The following is a 22396-nucleotide window of genomic DNA, read 5'->3' as shown; positions in this document are numbered from 1 at the left end:
TTAAAACCACTTGCGCTCAATAATCTAACCGTTCGGGTTAACATTGTTTTCTCATGTACATTTCAAATACAATATATTCAATTGTAAGGCGCAAGAATCAGCTAAATGATTAAGCGTAGCCGTAATAATTTTGGCCAGTATCTATAAAAATGCTCTTTTCTAAAAAACAGGCTTAAAACAAGAAGCCCTGACTATTGGTTGTAGCCAGGGCTTCTTGTTTTACTTAATCTTGATTTTTACGGATGCAGACTTACAGTTTTGGAGTAACTGATGATAGCGTCGGTGACCCGCTCGCTTGGTACGGTGAGCGCTTCCTCCAAGCTTAGCTGGGTGAGGAGCAGATCAGCACAGGCTTCGGCTAGTACCTGGTCCACCATTAAGGCTTCTTCCAGGGCCAGGCGTTGCTTTTTAGGCAGTTCGTTATAAAGGTACTGTACTAGATCATGATGAGTAAAGGTTTTGGTCATAGGCTGTTTTATCATTGGACATTTTTTTCCGCAGGTTAATTAATGCGTATCTCATTCTGCCCAAAGCCGTGTTAATGCTTACACCGGTAGCCTCTGCAATCTCCTGGAAACTCATGTCAGCGTAGTGGCGCATGATCAGCACCTCTTTCTGCGCAGCCGGCAACTGTTGAATCAGTTCCCGCAAACGGGCATGCGTTTCCTCTTTGATCCGGATGGATTCCACTGATTCTTCAGAGAAGCTCAAAGTGTTGAACACATTGCTGCCGTCTTCCAAAGTAATCATTGGGCTCCGTTTCTCCCGACGGAAATAATCAATAGCCAAGTTATGGGCGATACGGCAGATCCAGGATGAAAATTTGCCCTCTTCGTTGTAACGACCGCTCTTCATGGTATGGATAGCCTTCACAAAAGTCTCCTGTAGCAGGTCTTCGGCTGTGTAGGTATCTTTTACTATAAGCAGAATAGTGGTGTAAACCTTGCTCTTGTGGCGGTTAACCAATTCCTCAAAGGCGCTCTCGTTACCAGCGATATACGACGTTACTAACGCCGAATCATTTAGCTGTACTGTATTCATCTAAATCTACAAATAAGGTAACGTAGAGGTTTATGCCATATTGTGAGGTTAGGTTATTAAGATTGGTTTTATGTGATTACCAAATATAGAAAATAGGACATTGAAATGCAACGCCGAAAAATATTCTGAAAAACTTTTTTTTCGTTTTAGAGCCCTTTTCCAGAAACCCGCTTTAAAACAGTTAAACGCAGAAAATGGAACCGCCTCAAATATCACACCAGTAAAAGGCAGCAGGCGCCCATTCTGGCGGTTTTTAAGGCCTCAAACCACCAAAAAATACTAGGATTTGACGCTATAAAACTCCTGAAAAGTTTTTTGCCTGCTTTTTGAAAAAGAAAGCAAAAAGGCCGGATTCTTCTTCAAAGATCCTGGGCCGAAAAACAAAAGTAACAATCTCAGGTTTCCCGCCCCAATAAAAGTGAGATAAATTGACTTTGTCCGGGCTGGGCTAGTGCGACAGCGGCCTTTTCTTGATCATGCCGCCCGAGGTATCATTGATGCTGTGCATGATTATAAAGGCCCCGGCATCTAGTTCATTGATAAGGGTTTTCAGCCTTTGCACCTCCAGGCGGGTCACCACGCAGTAAAGGATGTCAATCTCCTCGCCGGTGAAACCCCGCTGACCTTTATAGATGGTCACAGCCCGGCCCAGCTGGGTCAGGATGGCCTGCCGCATGGTATCACTGTGCACCGATACAATGGTGACGCCGGTGTATTCCTCAATTCCGTTGATGATGAAGTCAATGGTTTTGGAGGCGGTGAGATAGGTGAGTACCGAGTACATGGCCGGCTCCGCGCCCAACAGAAAAGCCGCGCCTAGAAAAAGGAAGAGGTTGATGATCAGGATCACGTCGCCAATAGTGAGGCTGGTGCGTTTGCTCAAAAGCAGCGCCATGATCTCGGTGCCATCCAGCACGCAGCCGCCCCTGATAGACAGACCAATGCCCGCCCCCAGAAAGAACCCGCCAAACACCGCCGTGAGCAGTTTGTCATGGGTAATGATGGGGAATTCTATGGTAAGCAGAAGAACCGACAAGCCCATTACCGCAAGCAGGCTTTTGAGCGCGAAGGAGCGGGCCACCTGCGTGTAGCCGGCAATCAGGAATGGGGCATTGATAAAGAGAATCAAGAGCGGCAACGGAAGCCCCGAACTCTTGGACACAAGCATGGAAAGGCCCGTTACCCCACCGTCAATGAAATGGTTGGGAATCAGGAAGCCTTTGAGGCCTACGCCCGCGGAGCAGATCCCAAAACAGATGAGCAGGATATCACGAAACCTTCCCCAGGGGCGCTTGACTTTCAGGGCGGCGAGCTTAGGAGGTAAAGGCGGATTCAAGGAAACGGGAGTTTATAGGTAAGAATTACTTGACTGGGGGAGAAAGTGCCTGTAGTTGCTGGTTTACAGAGGTGAGTTGCTTGTTCAAGCCATTGTAGTAAGCTTCAATGCTTTTCCGCTCCTGGGCGGTAAGGTTGGCTTCCAGCAAGGCGTTGCGCTGTTCCTGCAGTTTCACAATCTGCTCCAGAAGCTGTATCCTTTTCTCCTGCGCCAGGGTGTAGGTGACCTTCTGCTTTTGGTTTCCTGCCGATACTATCTGGCCGTCTACTGTTAGAATGCGCACCTCGGTATCGCCTACTACTTTCTTCTCGTGTTCTATAATAGTGTTGTGGGTGAAAATGTCATCGGCGACCAACACCACCTTGCCCTGCGGGTTCACGGCGTTCTTCTGTTTGAGCGTGTAGGTTTTGCCGCCGGCCAGGTTCACCTGGCCTGAGGGCGATACCACGGTTCCGTTGCTGTACTGTACGGGTTCCTGTACTTCATAGAGTTTGCCGCCCCGGTGCTGCACCAGTTTTCCCTGTTGCCAGAAGATGGTGTTGTCTTTGATATTAGACCGCGTGATGAGCGAATCTGAAGTCTGCTGCGCCCAGGCCAGTTGCGAAATGCCGGTAAAAGCCAAAAAGAAGAATAAGTGGTATAGAACGGTTCTTTTCATAGGTGTGTGTTTGAATCAGGTTCTATATACGGGATTTGCTATCTAGATGATGGGATTGAGGTCCATCGAAAATCACTTGTTGCAGGTGGGTTAAACAAAAGATGCAGGAAGGTTCTTTGAAAAATTAAAAATATAGCGCATCTATCTTAAAAATGAGGTCGTATAAACCTGTGTATGGAATATGAATTTAGCATGACGCCGGAGTTTAGGGAGGAGGTAAAGAAGGACCTTAAAGAGAAGGAGAAAGCCAATGCCGAAATCAAGGATACGTTGGCCATTGAGCGTACCTCTTTCGCCAACGAGCGGACGTTCCTGGCTTACCTGAGAACATCGCTTTCACTCATTATTGCGGGAGTTTCCTTGCATCAGTTTTTTAATTCAACGGTTTCCATGTGGATTGCCGCTTTTCTAATTCCGTTAGGGATAGTAATAGGTGGCATAGGATACCGGAAATTTGCGATAAAGCGTGCCCTGATCCAGCACAAACGTGATGCCTACGTTCCGGCAAAACAGATGCTGGCTTTATTGAAAGCCGAAAAATCTGTGCAGATGAATATGAGCCAGCAGTGATTGATGTTGGTATGAAAATTGTACTTAAATGAAATAAGGAAGTGCGGCGATGTACGAAGAAGTGTTGTTGGAATGCAAAATCGCCCACTTTCTTTTCTTTTCTCTTCCCGAATGGCGGGCTACGTTTTTAGGTAAACGTTACCCATGTCATCTAGCAATATACCCCCTCTATAAAGCAGCAATGGAAGCCTCTCAAAGGCTTCCATTGCTGCTTTATAGGTATTTCTTTCTTAAGCCAGGGGCATCTCTGTTGTATACATGCTGAGGTGTTTCAGACCTGACTCTGTAAAATCAGACCTCAAACGCCTCAGGGCTTGACCAGCGGCGTAGCCCACAAACCCATTTTCATCTGGAAGATATTGGCAATGCTGGCAGCCTTCTGTTTTGCTTGTTCAGCCATATCGCCGGCAAACAGTTCTTCTACGGTTTGGGTGAAAAGGGCAATCCAGCGGGTAAAATGCGTCCGGTCAATAGGCAGCGCGAAATGCTTGGGAAAAGGTTGGCCTTTGTACGCCATGGAGCCAAACAGTACTGTGCTCCAGAAAGCATACATCATGGGCAAGTGGTGGTCCCAGTCTACCTTGGCAAACTCGTTGAACACGGGCCCCAGCAATTCATCCCGGTTCACGTGGTCATAGAAAGTATCCACCAGTTTCTTAATGTCTTCCTCAGTGGTTATATCAGATTTCAATTCTCTGTTCATGTCCTTCGCGGAAGCAGATAGCTCCCATTTTTTAACAAGGCAAGGTTACGCAATAGTGCCCTCCGGCGAAATGACCTTGGTCATTTTGGGGCCATTTTTCTGAAAACAGGGGTGAAATGTGGGAAATGATAATAGAAAAGCCATGGCCAGTTGATAGAAACATTCCCCTGCGCTCCTTCTAGGGAAAATCTTCTATTGATAAAAGTGGAGTTAGAGACAGTGAAGCAGCCGGCCAACTGACCCAATAAGTGGTTCTGAGGCTAGCGCCTCACGGCTTTGCAAACTGCCGGCCATTGTAGGTCCAAGTCACAGACTTGAACCATGTCATAGTATTTAGAAGATCTCACAGGTTTTCAAAACCAGTGAGGTCTGAGGCGTTCCTAACAGTGTATTTCCTTTTCCAGCCTTTCGGTGGAGCGCCTTGTCAGGTTCCGGTGCCGAAGGCATTGCAACCGCAAGGGAGCAAAGGAAGCTGGCGCAGCGCGAGGCCGGAAGGCGGGGCCTCGCGGCCGTGAGCGCACGGAGCCCAGCGATGCAACAACCAAGCTTATGCACCCACGCAAACTGCGGCGCCACGCCAGCAAAAGCGGACTGCGCAAGCATCTCCTCCAACACCCAATGCATTCTAAAACTACTCTGTAAGAAATATCTCTTTTTCCTGTCCTGCTATTACTTCCTGTCTTACCTTTCCACCGCTTTAGGCAGAGTACCCACTTATCCCTTTTGCTATGGATGACCTTTTCGCCGCCCGGTCACAGATGGCGCTGTCGCTGGGTTTTCACATCATTTATGCCTGCATTGGCATGGTCATGCCCTTCTTCATGGCCGTTTCCCATTATCGCTACTTAACCACCCACCAGGATGTCTACAAACGGCTCACCAAAGCGTGGAGCAAGGGCGTGGCTATCTTTTTCGCTACGGGTGCGGTCTCGGGAACCATGCTGTCTTTTGAGTTGGGGTTGCTATGGCCTAGGTTCATGGAGCACGCCGGACCTATCTTTGGGATGCCTTTCTCGCTGGAGGGGACGGCTTTCTTTATTGAGGCTATTGCGCTGGGTTTCTTCCTGTACGGCTGGGGACGGTTCAACCCCTGGTTCCATTGGTTTACCGGCGTAGTGGTAGGTGTGAGCGGACTAGCCTCGGGCATTCTGGTGGTGGCCGCCAATGCCTGGATGAACAGCCCAGCCGGGTTTGACTACGTGAACGGCCAGTACCTGAACATTGATCCCATCCAGGCCATGTTCAACGATGCCTGGTTCACGCAGGCTCTGCACATGACCTTGGCGGCTTTCACGGCTACGGGCTTTGCGGTGGCGGGCCTGCACGCGCTCATGATCCTGAAAAAGCACAACGTGGTCTTCCACGCCAAGGCCTTTAAGATAGCTGCCATCTTCGGGGCGGTGGCCGCTATCCTGCAGCCCATCTCCGGCGATCTCTCGGCAAAGGACGTGGCCCAACGGCAACCGGCCAAGCTGGCTGCCATGGAGGCGCACTTCCACACCGAGAAATCGGCGCCACTGGTGTTGGGCGGCTTGCCAGATGAAGACAAAAAACAGGTGAATTACGCTATCAAGATCCCCGGCATGCTCAGTTTCCTGGCGCACGGTAATTTTGAGCAGGAAGTAACCGGCCTTGATAAATTTCCGAAAGAAGATCAGCCGCCGGTGCTGGTGACGCACATCGCGTTTCAAATTATGGTGGGGCTGGGTTCGTTTCTGATGCTGGTATCACTGCTTTACCTAGTGGCGCTCTGGAAGAAAAAGAAATGGCTCTATAGTACCTGGTTGCTGCGGTTGTTTGTGCTGGCCATCCCGCTGGGGTTCATCGCCATTGAAGCCGGTTGGACCGTGACCGAGGTAGGCCGTCAGCCCTGGATTCTGTATGGGATCATGCGCACTGCCGACGCGGTGACGCCCATGCCGGGTATCGTCTACTCTTTTTACCTGTTCGCGGGTATTTATTTTTCTCTGAGTCTAGTAGTGGCCTATCTGCTCTACCGGCAGATAAAAGCAGTGCCTACGCTGTATGACGTCACCCCGGAGCCAACACCCGTTGCCCACTAATCCTTAGGCCATGCTATACGTTGTCATCGCTTTTCTCTGCCTGGGTATTCTCCTGTACTTTCTGCTGGGGGGCGCCGATTTTGGGGCCGGAATCATAGAACTGTTCACCCACCGCCGCAACATCAGGAAAACCCGCACCACCATGTACCACGCCATCGGGCCCATCTGGGAGGCGAACCACATGTGGCTTATCATCGCCATCGTAATTCTGTTTGTGGGTTTCCCCAGGATCTATTCTACCATGTCGGTGTACCTGCATATTCCGCTGGTGCTGCTGCTCATTGGCATTATCGCGCGCGGTACGGCCTTCGTGTTCCGGCACTATGACGCTGTAGTGGATGAGATGCAGGTGGTCTATAACAACATCTTCGTGTACTCCAGCTTTTTGACGCCGCTGTTCCTGGGCATCATCGCAGGTAGTGCGGTGTCGGGGCATATTGATACGCAGGCCGATAATTTCCTGGATGCCTACGTGTTCAGTTGGCTGCATTGGTTCTCGGTGGCGGTGGGGCTCTTTACGGTGGCACTCTGCGGATTTTTGGCGGCTATCTATCTCATCGGCGAAGCCGAGGAGCAGGACCGGCGCCGGTTTGTGGAGAAAGCCCTGATTTTGAACATAGTGGCGGTGGTTTGCGGAGCCCTGGTGTTTGTGGCCGCCCAGGTAGAAGGCGTGCCGCTGCTGGAGTGGCTGTTCGGGAATGCGATCTCTTTTACCGCCATTGTGCTGGCCACCCTGTCACTGGCGCTGCTGTGGATTTTGCTGAGGCGGGGTCAGGGAAAGGTGCTGCGGGTGCTGGCGGGGTTCCAGGTGACCATGATTCTGCTGGCCATCGGGTGGGCCCATTTCCCCGATTTTATCCTGCTGCGCGGCGGCGACCACCTGTCTTTACTGGAGACCCAGGCGCCGGCGGCTACCATTAATGCCTTGGGTTGGGCCCTGGTGCTGGGCAGTGTGTTTATTCTGCCGGCGCTCTTCTACCTGTTCTACAGCTTCCAGAAAAAGCCTATCCATGACTTTGAAGTATAGACATGCCAGTTAGCCCACGCTTAAAAATGCACCACCTGTTTTTAAGCCGATTTTCTGAAAATGCCTGCAAAACGGCTTTACAGTGAGAGGCAAAATGAAACGGCCCCGAAAAGAATTCTTCCTTTCGGGGCCGTTATTTGAAATCTATGGCAAAAGCTTAGTTCTCTACTTCCACTAACTGACATTTCTTTAACCAAAGCAACGCCTGGGTTTCTGAGGTGAAGCCTTCAAAATCTGCGCCTTGTCCGTACCAGGGCAGGCTTCTCATCTGCGCAGCTGAGGACTTTGTTTCTAAATCATTGGCGTGTGCAGGTGACACCAGGTAAGCTACATGGGTGATATGCCCTAATTGACCGTGTAAAGCGGGGAAATAGGTTTCACGAAGCCACTCAACATCTACTTGGGAGAGTGGACCTCGGCTTCTGACATCAAACAGCCAGTAGCGGGCATGGGTGTCCTTGGCCAACTCCAAAACTTGCTGGTACACTTCCCTGGCTGTGAAGGCGTACACAGGTTGTGGCCAGCGAAGGATCAACACATCCAGGTCTGGACGGTAGGTCAACGCAATGGCATCTAAAAATAATGGAGACATAGGGGGGACGTTTAGTGAGGTAAACTTACAAACAATACGCACAACCAAGTCTATTTGCCTTGTTAAATTATAGGTAGACTCAGAATATAGGGAACATCTATATTCTCTGAGGCGTTCACTCCCGAGGCAGAATAACCGTATTCCATTGAAAAATGCAATACCTTTGCCTTCTTGATTTCCTAACCTGTGACCACAACCACCCCCAATCAGGAGGAGCGGCATGATCCGTACGCCGTCCTCCGTATCCCCGAGTTTAGATTGTTTGTTTCTGCCCGTTTCTGCATCACGCTGGCCATGCAAATACAGGCCGTAGTAGTAGGTTGGCAGATTTATGACATCACCAAAGACCCTTTCTCCCTAGGTTTGATAGGCTTGGTAGAGGCCATTCCGTCCATCACGGTGGCGCTGTACGCGGGCCACGTAGCCGATATCATCCCGCGCAAGCGGATCATTATCACGGTTCTGAGCGTGCTGCTTTTCTGCTCGTTGGCGCTGTTGTTCTACACCCTGGATGTTGGTAAAATCCTGCATGCTTTCGGGACGCTGCCTATCTACTCGGTGATTTTCCTGAGCGGTATTGCCCGTGGGTTCATGGGGCCGGCCGTGTTTGCGTTCATGCCGCAGCTGCTTCCAGACCGCAAACTGTACGCCAACGCCATCACCTGGAGCAGCACCACCTGGCAGGCGGGCTCTGTTGCGGGCCCGGCCATCGGTGGTTTGGTGTATGCCTTTGGTGGGGTAACGGCGGCATTCGGGGTAGATGCCTCGTTGGTGTTGTTGTCGCTGCTGCTGTACACGTTTATCGCCGCCCGGCCGCTGCCGGTGAGCGAGGGTCCTAAACTCAAGATCAAGGAAAGCCTGCAGACCGGACTCCGGTTCGTGTTCGGGAACCAGATCATCCTGAGCGCGCTGGCCCTGGATATGTTTGCGGTACTTTTCGGCGGCGCCGTGATTCTGTTGCCGGTGTTCGCCTCGGATATCCTCAAAATCGGGCCTCAGGGTCTGGGTTTGCTACGCTCCGCGCCGGCAATCGGCTCTGTGACCATGGCGCTCTTCATGGCCTACCGGCCGATTACCTTCAACGCCGGGAAGAAAATGTTGTGGGCGGTTGCGGGTTTTGGGGCGTGCATCATCGTGTTTGGCTTATCAGAGATCTTCTGGCTCTCCTTTGGGATGCTGCTGCTGAGTGGCGTATTGGACAGTGTCTCGGTGATCATCCGGTCCACGTTGATTCATACCCTTACCCCTGAGCACATGAAAGGCCGTGTCTCCAGCGTGAACAACATCTTTGTGGGCTCCAGTAACGAGATCGGGTCCTTTGAATCCGGCTTGGCCGCGAAGCTGCTGGGCGTAGTACCCTCGGTGGTGTTCGGGGGCACCATGACGATTTTGATTGTGGCCTTCACTGCCTGGAAAGCGGATAAACTGCGGAAACTGAGTTTGTAGTAGGTTTATAAGAAGCAAAGCCTCTTTGTTTTCGGCCTGATTTCAGAAATCGGGCCGAAAACAAAGAGGCTATTTTTATGGGATGGGTTTGGGGAAAGGTTCTTATTTGAACGGAAGACGTTGAATCTGCAGGGGTAAAGGCAGTTGGCAGAGACGCTCGCAGGTCCTCCGGACGCTACGAGGTCTTTTGAGCAGGCGTCTGCTGCGTGGGTGACTAAACATGTGAGGTTTTCAAAACCTCACATGTTTTTGCGTTTAAAGCCTCTTTTCCCCAAACTAACCCCCAAACGTCTTCCCAACTCAGGACTCAGCACTCAAGACTCAGGACTATTGCTCCTGCGAGCGTCTCCACTAACTACTCTTCCTCCTCCTTGTTCTCCTGCATGGCCAGCAGATTGTGCGCGCCTTTCACGGCGATGCTGCTGGTGGATTGCAGTTCTGCCGGGAGTTGCACTTCCACGTAGCCGTTGCCTTTGAGGCCGGTTTTTACCTCTACCCGTTTGAACTGGCGGTTGCCGGGGCTGGCGTAGACGTAGGGCGTGCCATCGAACTGCACCACGGCGCTTTCCGGGAGGGCGGTAACAGTGCGGTCGGTGGTTTGGACGGTGGCGGTCACGTACATGCCGGGCAGCAGTTTGTGCTCGTCATGATGGTCTAGGTGAGCGTGGATAGGAACGGTTTTGTCGCCCTCCACGCTGTGGCCCACCAGGATGATCTCGGCGGTGCGGGGTGCGGGATCATTGGGCAGGGTGTAGGTGAGGCGCTGGCCCGGGCTCAGGTAGGGCACGTCTTTCTCGAAGGCGTTGAGCTTGAGGTGCAGATCATCGGTGTTCACCAACTCAAACAAAACATCAGAGGCGTTCACCATTTTGCCCACGTTCACCAGCGTGTTTTTTACGAAGCCGTTGATGGGCGAGGTGATGTTGATGCTGCGGCTGATTTTGCCGTTCTGCAGGCGCGCCGGGTTGATGTTGATCATGAGCAGTTTCTCCCGCAGGGCGGCCAGGCTGTTCTGCAGTACCTCGCGCTCGGTCTTGATTTGCTGCAGGTTCTTGAGGGCGCTCACTTTCTCCTGGGTGAGTTCCTGCTGACGCTGATACTCCAGATTAGCCAACTGTAGGCGGGCGCGGGTGTCCAGGTAATCCTGTTGCAGTTGCACGTAATCGGGGTGCTGGAGGGTGGCCAGAACTTGGCCTTTGCGGATGTGCTGGCCCGGCAGTAGGTTCATGGATTTCACGAATCCGCCGTACGGTACAGAGACGCTGATCAGGCTGGTGGGCGGCACGTCAATCTCGCCGGAAAGCTGCAGCGTGTTGCCCAGTTTCTGCTGCGTGGGCGAGCCCAGTTCCACGCCGGCGTTCTGCATCTGCTGCTGGGTGAGAGTGATGAGCTCAGACGTTTCTACTGGTGCAGCAGCAGCATCGGGGCTAGGTGTTTCGGGGGTGTTTTTCTCAGAACAGGCCGAAAACAGCAGAAGCCCGGCCAGGCTATACGTGAAAAATAATGTTCTCATGGTTAGTTGCCTCCTAAGTATTGGAGTTGAAAGACGTTTAATTGGTAGTCCAGCAGGAGCTGAAGGTAGTTCTGTTGGGTGCGCAGCTGTTGGTCGGCGGCTTGCAGGTAGCTTAGGTAACTGGCCTCGCCGCTACGGTAGGCTTTGTCGGCTTGGGTGAGGGCCAGGCGGGCGTTCCCCAGCACCTGTTCCCGGTAAAACTGCAGGCTCTGACGCAACTGCTGATGGGTGGCCTGGGCGGCCTGCCACTCGTTTTGCAAGAGGTGCTGTTGGTTCTGCAGGGTGGCTTCGGCGGCTTGTTTGCCCAGCGCGGCGGCTTTCACCCGCGCCCGTTGCGGTCCCTGCCACAGCGGTACCGCCAACCCCGCTTCCACACCCTGAAACCGTCGGCTCCGGTCTGCTGCCGTTTCCACGCGGCCATTGATGTCATAGGTGCCGATCAACGACTGGTTGAAGTAGCCCAAGGTGATATCCGGGGCTAGTTTGCTTTTCTCGGCCTGTTGCTCACGGTCGGCCACGGTGATCTGCTGCTGGTACACAGAAAGCAGTGGGTGGATCTCCGGGGCGGCTGCGCCGATGCTTGTGCTGTCTGCCCGCAACGGCTCCGGGGTAATCACCAGCGGCTCGGGAGCCTGGATCAAGGCATTCAGTTGCGCTTGGGCCACCGCCAAAGCGGTTTGGTTCTGCCGTATCCGGTCGGTGAGTTCCAGGCGTTGGGTGGTGGCGGTGGTTTTCTCCAGCAGACCGGTCTCGCCGGTTCTGAACCGCACCTCGGCCGCCCGTTCCAACACTTGGAAGATGCTGTCTTGCCGCTGTAGCAACTGGGCCGTGCCGTGCAGAAATGCCAGGCGCGCATACGCCTGTTTCACCTGGTAGGCCAATTCGTGCTGCTGCAGATTCAGTTGCTGTTGGCTCAGGTTCTTCTGCTCCTGCAACAATTTGCCCTGCGCGTTCCACGTGGTAGGGAACGGAATGGTCTGGCTCACCCCAATGCGGTCATCGGTCACGGGGCTGTTGATTTCGCCCTGGCTGTAGCTAAGCTCAGTTTTGGGAATATCCACCGCCGTCTTCTGCAGGGCTCCGCGCATTTCCACTTCCAGCGCCGCGCTGCGGAGCTGCCGGTTGTTCTGCTGCGCCAATTCCAGGGCCTGCGCCAAAGACAGGGTTTGCGGCGTTTGGGCCTGAGTTACCTTCGGTAAAGCCAGACAGAACAACACCAGGCCCAAGGCGGCTTCTTTTCTAAACTTCTTGAGACCTTTGCCCGAGTTTTTCAGTCCGCCCAAGCCTTTCTCGGAGAAATAGTAAATGATAGGTAGCACCACCAGCGTGAGCAGTGTGGCCGAAAGCAGTCCGCCGATCACCACGGTGGCCAGCGGTTTCTGGACTTCGGCCCCCGCCGAGGAGGACAAGGCCATGGGCAGGAACCCGAGGGAGGCCACCGTGGCAGTCATCACGATGGGCCGCAGACGCGCCGCCGTACCTTCCCGGATGATCTGTTCCAGGTTGGTCATGCCGCCGGCTTTGAGCTGGTTAAAGTACCCGATCATCACAATGCCGTTGAGCACCGCCACGCCAAACAAGGCAATGAAGCCCACGCCCGCCGAGATACTGAACGGCATATCGCGCAGAAGCAAGGCAAAGATGCCGCCAATGGCCGAAAGCGGAATGGCCGTAAAGATGAGGATGGACTGCTTAATGGATTTAAAGGCGAAAAATAGTAGCACGAAGATGAGCGCCAAAGCAAGCGGCACCGCCACTGAGAGGCGTTTCTTGGCTTCAATCAGGTTCTGGAACTCGCCGCCGTAGGTGATGGTATAGCCCGCTGGCAGCTTGATTTTGCCCTCTATTTTCTGTTGGATCTCGGTGACAATGCTCTGCACATCGCGGTTGCGCACGTTGAACCCGATGGTAATACGCCGGCGGGTGCCGTCGCGCTGAATCTGGTTGGGGCCTTCCTTCATCTCCACCTTGGCAATGTGCTCCAGCGGAATCTGCAGACCGTTGGCATTGCTCACGTAAAGGCGCTGCACGTCAGAGATGTCCCGTCGGTTCTGCTGGTTCAGGCGCACCACCAGGTCAAAGCGTTTCTCGCCCTCGTACACCTGGCCGGCAATCTCGCCCGCAAACCCGGCGGTGACGGTGCGGTTCACGTCTTCAATGGTGAGGCCGTAGCGGGCCATGCTCTCGCGGTCGTATTCCACCACCACCTGCGGCAGTCCGCTCATTTCCTCAATGTACAGGTCCTGCGCGCCTTCAATGGGTTGGATGAGCTTGCCGATTTTCTGAGCAGCGCGGGCCAGTTGATCCACGTCTTCGCCGTAGATCTTGAGCACCACGTCTTGCCGCGCGCCGGTCATCAACTCGTTAAAGCGCATCTGAATGGGCTGCTGTACCCCGAAGGACGCTTGCGGCAGGTTCAGGTGCAGTACCTCAGACATTTTGTTGGCCAGTTCCACGCGGGTGCTGGCGCTGGTCCACTCAGCGCGTTCCTTCAGGACCACAATCATGTCGCCCAGTTCCACGGGGTTAGGCTCGGTGGGTACTTCGGCGGAGCCTATTTTGGTGACTACTTTCTCTACCTCGGGGAAGGTCTTTTTCAGGACCTCAGAGGCTTTCTGCACCACTTTGATGGTCTCGTTGAGGGAACTGCCGGTGAGCACGCGGGTTTCAATCGCGAAGTCGCCCTCGTCCAGTGACGGGATAAACTCGCCGCCCATCTGCGTGAACAGCACCAAGCTGAGTGCGAACAGCCCCAAGGCAATGCCCAGCACCAGCATTTTGGCCCGCAACGCGAAGTTGAGCAGCGGCTGGTACGCCCGGTTGATGGCGTTCATGATCTTGTCTGAGATGTTCTCTTTGTGCTGGGTTTTGCGGCTCAACACCAGCGATGACATCATGGGCACGTAGGTGAGCGAAAGCAGAAATGCCCCCAGAATAGCGAAGGAAACCGTCTGCGCCATGGGTTTGAACATCTTGCCTTCAATGCCCACCAGCGCCAGAATAGGCAGGTACACAATCAGAATAATGATCTGCCCGAACGACGCAAAGCCCATCATTTTACTGGCTGAGCCCTGCACCTCATCGTCCATCTGTTTGCGCGAGAGCCTGAACACGCCCTGCTGCGAATACTCGCTGGTCTGGATGTTATGGATCACGCTTTCCACAATGATCACGGCCCCGTCTACAATCAGCCCGAAGTCCAGCGCGCCCAAACTCATCAAATTCCCCGAAACGCCGAACACGTTCATGAGCGAGATGGCAAACAGCATGGCCAGCGGAATCACGGAGGCCACCAACAGCCCCGCCCGCAGGTTGCCCAGGAGCAGCACCAACACGAAGACCACAATCAAAGCACCCTCGGCGAGGTTTTTCTCCACGGTGCTGATGGCGCGGTTCACCAGTTTGGTGCGGTCCAGGAAAGGCTCCAGCACCACACCCTCGGGCAGGGTTTTCCGGATCTCGGCAACTTTGTCTTTCACCCGCTGGATGACCTGGGACGAGTTTTCGCCTTTGAGCATCATCACAATGCCCCCGGCCACCTCGCCGTGCTCGTTCACCATGGCGCCGTAGCGGATGGCCGAACCTTCACGCACCTCGGCCAAATCCCGGATGAGCACGGGTGCGCCGCCGGGCGTGTTGGTCACCACCACGCGCCCGATGTCTTCCTTGGTTTTCACCAGCCCTTCGGTGCGGATGAAGTAGGCGTTGGGGTCTTTCTCAATGTAAGCGCCGCCCGCGTTGGCGTTGTTCTTCTCCAGCGCATCAAAAACCTGGGTGATGGTGAGGTTGAAACTGCGGAGCTTCTCTGGGTTGATGGCTACCTCGTACTGCTTCAGGTTCCCCCCGAAACTGCTGACCTCGGCCACGCCGGGCGTTCCCAGCAGCTGCCGACGCACAATCCAGTCCTGAATGGAGCGCAGCTCGGTGGCGTTGTACTTGTGCTCGAAGCCGGGCGCGGGGTGCAGCTCGTACTGGTAAATCTCACCCAGACCAGTGGAGACCGGCGCCAGCGTGGGTGAACCCATGCCCTCGGGGATCTGCTCTTCGGCTTCTTTCAGTTTCTCGGTGATCTGCTGGCGGGCCCAGTAAATGTCGCGGTCTTCGTCAAAGACCACCGTCACCAAAGACAGCCCGAAACGGGAAAATGACCTGATCTCCGTGATGCCCGGCACGCTGGCCACCGACAATTCCACGGGGAAAGAGATGAGCCGCTCCACTTCCTGCGCGCCCAATGACGGCGAAACTGTGATGACCTGGACCTGGTTGTTGGTGATGTCTGGCACGGCATCAATGGGCAGGCGCTGCACGTTGTACACGCCCCACGCCACCAAAGCCACCGTGAGCAAGCCAATCACCAGCTTGTTCTTGATGGAAAACTCTATAATCTTCTGTAACATGTTCTTGCGTTGGAATGAAGCTGCATTCGCCGGGTTTAGACAGAATGCAGCAGGATGAGAGAACCTTCCGGCTTGTGGTAGCGCAGAGGTTTCTTGGGAATGAGGTTGGGGCTATTGGCGTAGACGCTCGCAGGTCCTCCGGACGCTGCGAGGTCAAACAATGAGTTCTGAGTTTTAAGTCCTGAGTCGAGGATGCGTTTTTGGCCTGTTTATCAGAAAATAGATCAGAAACGCATTTTACGCTTTGCGTACAGGATTAAAGTAATCAGACCTTTCTTTGTCATCCTTCCTGATTGACAAAAGAGAGAAGATCCGGCCTTTTGAAATTAGCCAGACTGCTTCTGTAGCTAGAAAAAGGGGAAAGGTTACGCCACCTGCGGGGGTTGCCAGATACTGCCGGTGAAGGCCTCGGGAACCCGGGGTTGGGGATGGGAGATGAATTGCTGTGGTTTCTGCGCTTCCTGCACCTGGAAAAAAGGCTGCAGCAGCGGCATGGCCACAAAATAGTCGTACGCCGAGTTGCCCATTTGTTTGAGCGGGAGCCGGTCGTGGTTTTCTGAGGGGGTGTTCTCGGAGCCTTGGTAGTGCATGTCCAGAAACTCCGTGAAGCTCAGCTGGCCGTTTAGGGCGATGTGCGTCTGATAATGCTGCAGCAGATTTGAGATTTTGGACAGCTCGTGCAAATCAGAGTTGGGCAGCAGGGAGCCCAGGAAGAGGTAAACCGCAAAAAAGATAACTCTGACTTTCACAACAGGGGAGGAGGTTCTGCGGGCAAATATAAAAAGAATGCCGGAAGGTGGGGAAACAAAAAGCTTCTTTCATCGCTGAGTGCCTTCTGATTAGGCCAGGTCCAGGCTTCTTGCACAGAGAATTTTCTGTTTTCGTTTTTAGCCCCGATTCCTGAAATCAGCCCTAAAACAGCGAGGCCCGCCAGAGAAGATCTGGCGGGCCTTGCTGTTGTCGTCAAAGAATTACGCTTTGCCGGCAACGGTTAGTTTAGCGGCCTTGGTGGCTTCGTTCTTCGGTTTCTGGGGGCGGCTGTTGCCGTAAGAACCTTTGCTGATCTTGCCTTTTTTGCTTTTTTTATCTCCTTTTCCCATGGTGATAGTGATTAGTTATAAATGAAACATGTGGTGACAAGTTCTCTTGTCCGAGAGTCACGGAAAGAAAGTTACAAAGCCAGGCTAAAAAGCGCAAGTTTCTAAAACCGTTTGTGGCTTGGTTTTCAGAAAGTAACCCGTAAACGGAATCCACGCTTCCCTTTCTAAATCCCGATGCGTATGCCTACCTTTGCGGTTTGGCCTCGCGCTTGTTTTAAACCCGCCCAAACAGAATTATTCTTCCGCGGTTGTTGTTCTAGAGAGGCTATAATTCCATATGACAGAAGATCTCATCCAACAAGATACCGAATTAGACGCGCTGGACGCCCGCGAGCATATCATCATCAAACGGGCCCGCGTCCATAATCTAAAGAACCTGAGCGTGGCCCTGCCGCGCAACCAGTTCATTGTGGTCACCGGCCTTTCCGGTTCCGGTAAATCGTCCCTGGCCTTTGACACGCTCTACGCCGAGGGGCAGCGCATGTACGTGGAGAGCTTGAGCTCCTACGCCCGCCAGTTCCTGGGCCGCATGGACAAACCCGATGTGGACTACATCCGCGGCATCAGTCCGGCCATTGCCATTGAGCAGAAGGTCAGCATTAGAAATAACCGCTCTACCGTGGGCACCAGCACCGAGATTTACGATTACCTCAAGCTGCTGTACGCCCGTATTGGCAAGACCATTTCCCCTATTTCGGGGCAGGAAGTGAAAAAGGACACCGTTTCCAGCGTGGTCGATTTCCTGATGACCCTGGAAGACGGTACCCGCATCATGATCCTGGCGCCACTGCAACAGAGCAAAGACCGCAAACTCAGCAAAGAGCTGGACCTGCTCCTGCAGAAAGGCTATTCCCGCGTGCTCTACAACGGTGAGGTTTCTTTCATTGAGGAACTCATTGCCGAGGGGCAGAAAGAGCCCAAAGGCACGGTTTCCATCCTGATTGACCGCGCAGTGATCAAGCAGGGCGAGGAAGACGAAAGTCTGCAGATGCGCCTCGCAGACTCGGTGCAGACCGCGTTCTACGAAGGCCACGACGAGTGCCATATCCAGATCGGCGACGAGACCCGCGTGTTCTCCAACCGCTTTGAGCTGGACGGCATGGTGTTCGAGGAGCCCAACGTGAACTTCTTCTCCTTCAACAACCCGTACGGCGCCTGCCAGACCTGCGAAGGCTGGGGCAGCGTGCTGGGTATCGACCCGGATTTGGTCATCCCAGACAAAAGCCTGACCGTGTACGAGGGAGCCATCGCGCCGTGGCGCACCGAAAAGCAGAACGAGTGGCTGCAGCCCTTGCTCAAGAACGGAGTGCGCTTCGATTTTCCTATCCACCGCCCATACAACGAACTCACCGAGGCTGAGCAGGAATTGCTATGGACTGGTAACAAATACTTCGGTGGCCTCACCGATTTCTTCAAGCACATCTCGGCGCAGACGCACAAAATTCAGTACCGCGTGCTCCTGAGCCGTTACCGCGGCCGCACCGCCTGTCCGGACTGCAAAGGCTCGCGCCTGCGGAAAGACGCCAGTTACGTGAAAGTAGACGGAAAAAGCATCACTGACCTGGTGCTTATGCCCGTGACCAAAACGCTGGACTTCTTCCAGAACCTGAGTCTGAGCGAGCATGACATGGCCGTGGCCGATCGTTTGGTGACTGAGGTGACGAACCGCCTGAGCTATCTCACCCGCGTAGGTCTGGGCTATCTCACCTTGAACCGCTTGTCTAACACGCTTTCCGGAGGCGAAAGCCAACGCATTAACCTGGCTACCTCGCTGGGAAGTGCTTTGGTGGGCTCCATGTATATCCTGGATGAGCCTAGTATTGGTTTGCACCCAAAAGACGCTGACCAATTGATTGGTGTGCTGCGCAGCTTGCAGGAGATGGGCAACACCGTGATTGTGGTGGAACACGAGGAAGGCATGATGGAAGTCGCCGACCAGGTGCTGGACATCGGTCCGGAGGCTGGTTCCGGCGGAGGAAACCTCATGTTTCAAGGTACTTTCGATGAACTTCTGAAGAGCGATACTTATACCGGACGTTACCTGAGTGGCCGCATGGAAGTGCCGGTTCCTGCCACCCGCCGCCCTTGGCGCAACTGCGTGGAAGTACACGGCGCGCGTGAGAACAACCTCAAAAATGTATCGGCCAAGTTCCCGCTGAACGTCATGACGGTGGTGACGGGTGTAAGCGGATCGGGGAAATCCACGCTGGTGAAGAAAATCCTGGCACCATCGCTCATCAAAGCCTTGGGTGGCCACGCCGATGCCACGGGTAAATTCGATAAACTTACCGGTGATATAAACAAGGTGGCGCACGTGGAGTTCGTGGACCAGAACCCTATCGGGAAGTCATCGCGTTCCAACCCGGTGACCTACGTGAAAGCCTACGATGCCATTAGAACCATGTACGCCGACCAGCCGCTGGCGAAAGCCCGCGGGTTCAAGCCGTCGCACTTTTCCTTCAACATTGAGGGTGGCCGCTGCGAAGTGTGCCAGGGCGAGGGCCAGGTGAAGATTGAGATGCAGTTCATGGCCGATATTTACCTCACTTGTGAGGCCTGCGGCGGACAGAAGTTCAAGCAAGACATCCTGGACATTCAGTACCACGAGAAAAACATCTCCGAAGTACTGGACATGACCATTGACGACAGCTTGATTTTCTTCAAAGACCAGCCTAAGATTCTGGAGAAACTGAAGCCGCTGCAAGACGTGGGCTTAGGCTACATCCGATTGGGGCAGTCTAGCAACACCTTGTCTGGTGGGGAGGCGCAGCGCGTGAAACTGGCCTCGTTCCTGACCAAAGGCGCCACGCCGCACAACGGCAACATCCTGTTCATCTTTGACGAGCCCAGCACCGGTCTTCACTTCCACGACATCAGCAAGCTCTTGACGGCTCTGAATGCCTTGGTGGAAAACGGCAACACGGTTCTGGTCATCGAGCACAACATGGACATCATCAAATGCGCAGACTGGATCATTGACCTCGGCCCCGAAGGCGGTACCAACGGCGGCCACCTGTTGTTTGAAGGTACTCCGGAAGATCTGATAAAACAGGAGGATAACCACACCGCCAAGTACCTGAAGCCAAAGTTATAGAGCTGTTCCGCGGCTGTTTGGGAAAAAATGGGCGCTAAACGGAATCAGATGATTCAGACCTGTGAGGTTTTCAAAACCTCACAGGTCTTTTTGTTTGTAGGGGCAATCCCTTGTGGTTGCCCTAGACGGTTCTCAACATAATGGGGCAACCACAAGGGATTGCCCCTACAGGTTGGCTGTTAAGAAAGAGAGAAAATTCTATTACCTTGTGGTATGAAACTCCGCTCAAAAATTCTACTGGCTTTATGGGTACTACTTCCCTTAGTGGCAGCTGGCTACTTTCTGGAAAAACGCTATGGGAAACCCAATCCGGAAGAATACCAGGAGGTAGCGGCGGACCGGGTGCGGGAACTATCTGCTTCCAATGAACTGCAGAACGGCGATCTCATTTTCCATACCTCGCGCTCGGCGCAAAGCCAGGCCATTCAGCTAGCCACCAAATCTAAGTACAGCCACTGCGGCATCGTATATAAAAACGGGAGTGGGTATTTTGTCTTTGAGGCCGTGCAGCCGGTTTCTACCACGCCTTTGGCTAAGTGGATTGCCCGTGGCGAGGGTGGCCATTTTGTGGTGAAACGCCTCAAAACCGCAGATCAAGTACTGAGCAAATCGGCGTTGGCTAAGATGAAGGAAGAAGGACAGAAACTGGCGGGCAAAGACTATGATCTTACCTTTGAGTGGTCTGATGAGAAAATCTATTGCTCAGAACTTATCTGGAAAGTGTACCAGCGGGCTACGGGTTTGGAGATTGGGAAGCTGGAAAAGCTCAAGGACTTTGACCTGAGCGCCAAACCGGTGCAGGCCAAAATGCGTGAACGCTACGGACGCCAAATTCCGTACGAGGAGAAAGTTATCTCGCCGGCCAGTATGTTCTCTTCAGATCTGTTGGTGACGGTGGTGGAGAAGTAAGCCACGGGCCAGAACAATTCTTCCTGTCGGCGGTTCACTATATTGCCCCTGCATCGTATAGCTGCTTTCGCGTTATTACCCTTATCAAGCTTAACCCAGAATGAAGGAACTCACCGCTCCGCTTCCTGTCCAAAAACTGCACCTGGCCGTGGGTATTATTTGCCTGTTCCACGTATGCGGGCTTATTGGATTCTATACGCCTTTCAGGGAGTGGTTTCTGAGCAACACGCCTTTGAACCTGGTGCTGGCCACCGGACTTTTGCTCTGGAACCATCAGGGTCTTACCGTGAAGATGGTGCTGGGGTTGGTAGGCGTATTTCTGGTGGGGTTAACCGCCGAGATCATTGGCGTGCGGACGGGACAGGTGTTTGGTGGCTACCATTACGGCGAGGCGTTCGGGCATAAGTTCATGGATGTGCCGCTGGTGATTGGCATGAACTGGGCGGCTCTGTGTTTTGCCTCTGTGGCGGTAGTGACCGTATGGCAACGGCCTGTTTGGGTCAAAGCGACCCTGGCGGCGGCTATTCCTGTGAGCATAGATTTTTTGATTGAGCAGGTCTGCGAGAAGTTCGATTTCTGGTATTGGGACCACCACACGCCTCCGTTGCAGAACTACCTGGCCTGGTACGGTTTCAGTTACCTGTTCGCGCTGGTGCTTATTCCACTGCTTAAAAACTCCCGAAACCCTTTTGCGCCCTACTTCCTGCTGGTGCAGTTCGTATTTTTCCTGTTGCTCAACGTAGTGGAATTCTTTTATGCCGGATAAGTCCCACACGTATGACTTCATCATTGCAGGAGCCGGGGCGGCGGGCCTTAGCCTGATGTGCCACCTTTTGGGTCACCCGGAACTACAGTCCAAACGGATCCTACTGCTGGACCGCGACGCCAAGCAAACCAATGACCGGACCTGGTGTTTCTGGGAAACCAGCGAAAGTCCCTTTGAGAGCTGCCTTAAAAGCCAATGGAGCCAACTATACTTCCACTCGCCCAAGTTCTCGGCGCTGCTGGACATTAGCCCCTACCGATACAAAATGCTGGACAGCCTGTCTTTTTACCAGCACTGCTTCAGCCGGATGAAGGACTTTCCCAACGTGGAGTTCCGGCAGGACGAGATCGTTACCCTGTCTCCCGAGGGCGTGATTACCGGCAAGCAGGCGGTGTACGAGGCACAGTACGTGTTCAACAGCGTGCTTTTCCAGATTCCTAAATTGCCGGGCAAGCATTACCTGGTACAGCATTTCAAGGGCATTTTCATCAAAACCGCCCAACCCGCGTTCAAGCCCGAGGAACCCACGCTCATGGATTTCCGGGTGGCGCAGCACCAGGACTGCCGCTTTATGTACGTGTTGCCGGTCAATGCCCACGAGGCGCTGGTGGAATACACCGGTTTCTCAGAAGCTGCCTTGCCGCAGGAAGCCTATGACTGCGAGATAAAGCAATATCTGCAAGACTATCTCCGTATCACGGATTATGAAATCATGCATGAGGAGTTCGGGATTATCCCGATGACCGATGCGCCTTTCTCCAAGAGTATAAGCGAGCGGGTGATTAACATCGGGACGGCGGGCGGGGCCACCAAAGCTTCTACGGGCTACACCTTCAGCTTTATACAGCGGCAGTGTGCGGCCATTGCGCGTAATCTGGCGCAGGGTAAGAAACCACTGGCGGGGGCCGATAAAATCCTTGACAAGTACGCCTTCTATGACAGCGTGTTCCTGCGGGTGCTGCTGGAGAAGAAAATAGAGTCCTGGGAGATTTTTCACAGTATGTTCAGCAAGCTGCCGGCCAGCCTCATCCTCAAATTCCTCAATGAGGAGACCTCTCTGTGGGAAGACCTGAGAATCATGCACGCCATGGACCAGCAGGTTTTCCTGGCCGCCGCCGTCAAACAAGCCACCCGCAAGTAGGCCGCCATTGGCCTCTGGCCGGAAGCAGGCACGCACATAC

Annotated in this window: 18 protein-coding genes; 8 read left to right on the top strand and 10 right to left on the bottom strand. The window is 53.6% G+C overall.

Features of this window, described 5'->3' with window-relative positions; genetic code table 11:
• Nucleotides 1-236 precede the first annotated feature (236 nt).
• The 4 genes from J3P34_RS15060 to J3P34_RS15045 all read right to left on the bottom strand — a co-directional run bounded on the left by J3P34_RS15060 (nucleotide 237) and on the right by J3P34_RS15045 (nucleotide 3035).
• A complete protein-coding gene (locus J3P34_RS15060; protein WP_210461972.1) occupies nucleotides 237-467 on the bottom strand; it encodes a hypothetical protein in 231 nt (76 codons plus the stop codon).
• Entirely contained in the window at nucleotides 442-1041 is a 600-nt protein-coding gene (locus J3P34_RS15055; protein ID WP_062543751.1) for an RNA polymerase sigma factor, read from the bottom strand. Before J3P34_RS15055 ends, J3P34_RS15060 begins: the two co-directional genes overlap by 26 nt.
• Before the next feature lie 448 nt (nucleotides 1042-1489).
• On the bottom strand, nucleotides 1490-2377 hold the full coding sequence (locus tag J3P34_RS15050) for a YitT family protein (RefSeq protein WP_246849878.1): 888 nt from the start codon (nucleotides 2375-2377) through the stop codon (nucleotides 1490-1492).
• A gap of 25 nt (nucleotides 2378-2402) precedes the next feature.
• The gene (locus tag J3P34_RS15045; protein ID WP_210489503.1) at nucleotides 2403-3035 is read right to left on the bottom strand and encodes a DUF6799 domain-containing protein; all 633 of its coding nucleotides are present in this window, start codon (nucleotides 3033-3035) and stop codon (nucleotides 2403-2405) included.
• A 174-nt stretch (nucleotides 3036-3209) separates the two neighbouring features.
• Here J3P34_RS15045 and J3P34_RS15040 point away from each other — a divergent pair, with 174 nt between their 5' ends.
• A complete protein-coding gene (locus tag J3P34_RS15040; RefSeq protein ID WP_210489502.1) occupies nucleotides 3210-3605 on the top strand; it encodes a YidH family protein in 396 nt (131 codons plus the stop codon).
• A gap of 307 nt (nucleotides 3606-3912) precedes the next feature.
• On the opposite strand, the gene J3P34_RS15035 is transcribed toward J3P34_RS15040, so the two are convergent.
• On the bottom strand, nucleotides 3913-4308 hold the full coding sequence (locus J3P34_RS15035) for a group III truncated hemoglobin (protein ID WP_210489501.1): 396 nt from the start codon (nucleotides 4306-4308) through the stop codon (nucleotides 3913-3915).
• A gap of 728 nt (nucleotides 4309-5036) precedes the next feature.
• Between J3P34_RS15035 and J3P34_RS15030 the strand changes: the two genes are divergently transcribed.
• Both J3P34_RS15030 and J3P34_RS15025 read left to right on the top strand, forming a co-directional pair.
• Entirely contained in the window at nucleotides 5037-6371 is a 1335-nt protein-coding gene (locus J3P34_RS15030; protein WP_210489500.1) for a cytochrome ubiquinol oxidase subunit I, read from the top strand.
• Nucleotides 6372-6381: 10 nt separating this feature from the next.
• Nucleotides 6382-7398, top strand: coding sequence for a cytochrome d ubiquinol oxidase subunit II (locus J3P34_RS15025; protein ID WP_210489499.1), 1017 nt, complete (start codon nucleotides 6382-6384; stop codon nucleotides 7396-7398).
• Between the two features lie 157 nt (nucleotides 7399-7555).
• Here J3P34_RS15025 and J3P34_RS15020 read toward each other — a convergent pair whose 3' ends face one another.
• Nucleotides 7556-7990 carry a hypothetical protein gene (locus J3P34_RS15020; RefSeq protein WP_210461959.1) on the bottom strand — a complete coding sequence of 145 codons (435 nt, stop codon included), beginning with the start codon at nucleotides 7988-7990 and terminating at the stop codon, nucleotides 7556-7558.
• Between the two features lie 186 nt (nucleotides 7991-8176).
• On the opposite strand from J3P34_RS15020, the gene J3P34_RS15015 reads away from it, so the two are divergent.
• Entirely contained in the window at nucleotides 8177-9436 is a 1260-nt protein-coding gene (locus J3P34_RS15015; protein ID WP_210489498.1) for an MFS transporter, read from the top strand.
• A 355-nt stretch (nucleotides 9437-9791) separates the two neighbouring features.
• On the opposite strand, the gene J3P34_RS15010 is transcribed toward J3P34_RS15015, so the two are convergent.
• The 4 genes from J3P34_RS15010 to J3P34_RS14995 form a co-directional block, all read right to left on the bottom strand.
• The gene (locus J3P34_RS15010) at nucleotides 9792-10949 is read right to left on the bottom strand and encodes an efflux RND transporter periplasmic adaptor subunit (protein WP_210489497.1); all 1158 of its coding nucleotides are present in this window, start codon (nucleotides 10947-10949) and stop codon (nucleotides 9792-9794) included.
• A gap of 2 nt (nucleotides 10950-10951) precedes the next feature.
• Nucleotides 10952-15346, bottom strand: coding sequence for a CusA/CzcA family heavy metal efflux RND transporter (locus J3P34_RS15005; protein ID WP_210489496.1), 4395 nt, complete (start codon nucleotides 15344-15346; stop codon nucleotides 10952-10954).
• Nucleotides 15347-15711: 365 nt separating this feature from the next.
• The gene (locus J3P34_RS15000) at nucleotides 15712-16095 is read right to left on the bottom strand and encodes a hypothetical protein (protein ID WP_210489494.1); all 384 of its coding nucleotides are present in this window, start codon (nucleotides 16093-16095) and stop codon (nucleotides 15712-15714) included.
• Between the two features lie 222 nt (nucleotides 16096-16317).
• Nucleotides 16318-16446: a 30S ribosomal protein THX gene (locus J3P34_RS14995; RefSeq protein WP_210489493.1), complete on the bottom strand. Its 129-nt coding sequence runs from the start codon at nucleotides 16444-16446 to the stop codon at nucleotides 16318-16320.
• Nucleotides 16447-16723: 277 nt separating this feature from the next.
• On the opposite strand from J3P34_RS14995, the gene uvrA reads away from it, so the two are divergent.
• The 4 genes from uvrA (at nucleotide 16724) to J3P34_RS14975 (ending at nucleotide 22356) form a co-directional block, all read left to right on the top strand.
• The gene (uvrA, locus tag J3P34_RS14990; protein WP_210489492.1) at nucleotides 16724-19540 is read left to right on the top strand and encodes an excinuclease ABC subunit UvrA; all 2817 of its coding nucleotides are present in this window, start codon (nucleotides 16724-16726) and stop codon (nucleotides 19538-19540) included.
• 213 nt (nucleotides 19541-19753) lie between these two features.
• Nucleotides 19754-20449: a YiiX family permuted papain-like enzyme gene (locus J3P34_RS14985; RefSeq protein ID WP_210489491.1), complete on the top strand. Its 696-nt coding sequence runs from the start codon at nucleotides 19754-19756 to the stop codon at nucleotides 20447-20449.
• A 100-nt stretch (nucleotides 20450-20549) separates the two neighbouring features.
• A complete protein-coding gene (locus J3P34_RS14980) occupies nucleotides 20550-21215 on the top strand; it encodes a carotenoid biosynthesis protein (RefSeq protein ID WP_210489490.1) in 666 nt (221 codons plus the stop codon).
• A complete protein-coding gene (locus tag J3P34_RS14975; protein ID WP_210489489.1) occupies nucleotides 21205-22356 on the top strand; it encodes a lycopene cyclase family protein in 1152 nt (383 codons plus the stop codon). The genes J3P34_RS14980 and J3P34_RS14975 overlap by 11 nt, the downstream gene beginning before the upstream one ends.
• The last annotated feature ends 40 nt before the right edge of the window (nucleotides 22357-22396 follow it).

This window comes from Rufibacter aurantiacus (genome assembly GCF_017916345.1).
GTDB lineage: Bacteria > Bacteroidota > Bacteroidia > Cytophagales > Hymenobacteraceae > Nibribacter > Nibribacter roseolus.
The sequence above is the reverse complement of the archived record's forward strand: the minus strand, read 5'-3'. Positions and strand labels throughout refer to the sequence as shown.